This is a genomic window from Streptomyces sp. NPDC006430, from assembly GCF_040612395.1.
GTDB lineage: Bacteria > Actinomycetota > Actinomycetes > Streptomycetales > Streptomycetaceae > Streptomyces.
This window is the reverse complement of the sequence record NZ_JBEXQA010000105.1, coordinates 1-1,731: the sequence shown is the minus strand read 5'-3', so window position 1 is coordinate 1,731 and position 1,731 is coordinate 1. Positions and strand designations below refer to the sequence as shown.

Below are 1,731 nucleotides of genomic sequence, written 5' to 3'. Positions count from 1 at the left end.
TAGACGACACCGACGCCGTTGCAGGTCGGGCAGGCCCCCTGCGAGTTGGCACTGAACAAAGCCGGCTTGACCCCGTTGGCCTTGGCGAACGCCTTACGGATCGCATCGAGCAGCCCGGTATAGGTCGCCGGGTTACTCCGCCGCGAGCCCTTGATCACCGCCTGGTCGACCGACACCACACCCTCACCGGCAAGGATCGACCCGTGCACCAGGGAACTCTTCCCCGAACCCGCCACACCGGTGACCACCACCAGCACCCCGAGCGGAACGTCCACATCGACATCCTGCAAGTTGTGCGTCCTGGCACCCCGGATCTCCAGCCTGCCAGAAGGCCTACGCACCCTGTCCTTCACCCGCGCCCGGTCCCCGAAATGCCGACCCGTCAACGAGCCACCGGCCCGCAACCCCTCCACGCTCCCCTGGAAACACACCATGCCACCCGCCGCACCAGCACCCGGACCCAAGTCCACGACATGATCGGCAATCGCGATCACCTCCGGCTTGTGCTCCACCACCAACACCGTGTTGCCCTTGTCCCGCAACCGCAACAACACATCATTCATCCGCCGAATATCATGCGGATGCAAACCGATGGTGGGCTCATCAAACACATACGTGACATCGGTCAGCGAAGAACCCAGATGCCGCACCATCTTCACCCGCTGCGCCTCACCACCCGACAACGTGCCTGAAGGCCGATCGAGCGAGAGGTAACCCAGCCCGATCTCCACGAACGAATCGAGACTGTGCCCCAACGCGGTCAACAGCGGCGCCACCGACGGCTCGTCAAGGCCACGCACCCACGCGGCCAGGTCACTGATCTGCAACGCACACGCGTCAGCGATGCTGATCCCCTCGATCTTCGAGGACCGGGCCCCCTCACCGAGCCGGGTCCCCCCACACTCGGGACACGCAGCGAACGTGACCGCCCGCTCCACGAACGCCCGGATGTGCGGCTGCATCGCCTCCTTGTCCTTCGACAACACGGACTTCCGCAACTTGGGGATCAACCCCTCATAGGTCAGGTTGACGCCCTCGACCTTCACCTTCGTCGGCTCCCGGTGAAGGAAGTCGTGCAGCTCGGTCTCGGTGTAGTCGCGGATCGGCTTGTGCGGGTCGAGGAAGCCCGACCCGGTGAAGATCCGCACCATCCAGCCGTCCACGGTGTAGCCGGGAACGGTGATCGCGCCCTCCGCGAGCGACACGGAAGTGTCGAGGAGTTGGGCCGGGTCGACGTCGGTCACGCTGCCCATGCCCTGGCAGCGCGGGCAGGCGCCGACGGGCAGGTTGAAGCTGTAGTGGAACGGCGGCCCGGCGCTCGGCTGCCCGAGCCGGCTGAAGAGGATGCGCAGCATCGCGTTGGCGTCGGTGGCGGTGCCGACGGTGGAGCGGGAGTTGGCGCCCATCCGCTGCTGGTCGACGATGATCGCGGTCGTCAGCCCTTCGAGGACGTCGACGTCGGGGCGCGCCAGCGTCGGCATGAAGCCCTGTACGAAGGCGCTGTACGTTTCGTTGATCAGCCGCTGCGATTCCGCGGCGATCGTGTCGAACACCAGAGAGCTCTTGCCCGAACCGGAAACACCGGTGAACACCGTCAGCCGGCGCTTCGGGATCTCGATGCTCACGTCCTTGAGGTTGTTCTCACGCGCGCCGTGCACGCGGATCAGATCGTGGCTATCGGCAGCGTGCAGCGCAGGCGACTGCGCATCCGTCCTCGCGGCCATGCTCATC

The 1,731-nt window shown here is 65.7% G+C and carries 1 protein-coding gene; it reads right to left on the bottom strand.

Annotated elements, in window-relative coordinates; all coding sequences use genetic code 11:
• Positions 1–1,730: excinuclease ABC subunit UvrA (locus ABZZ20_RS36795; protein WP_356877408.1), on the bottom strand; the 1,730-nt coding region annotated here is incomplete at its 3' end.
• Between the last annotated feature and the right edge of the window lies 1 nt (position 1,731).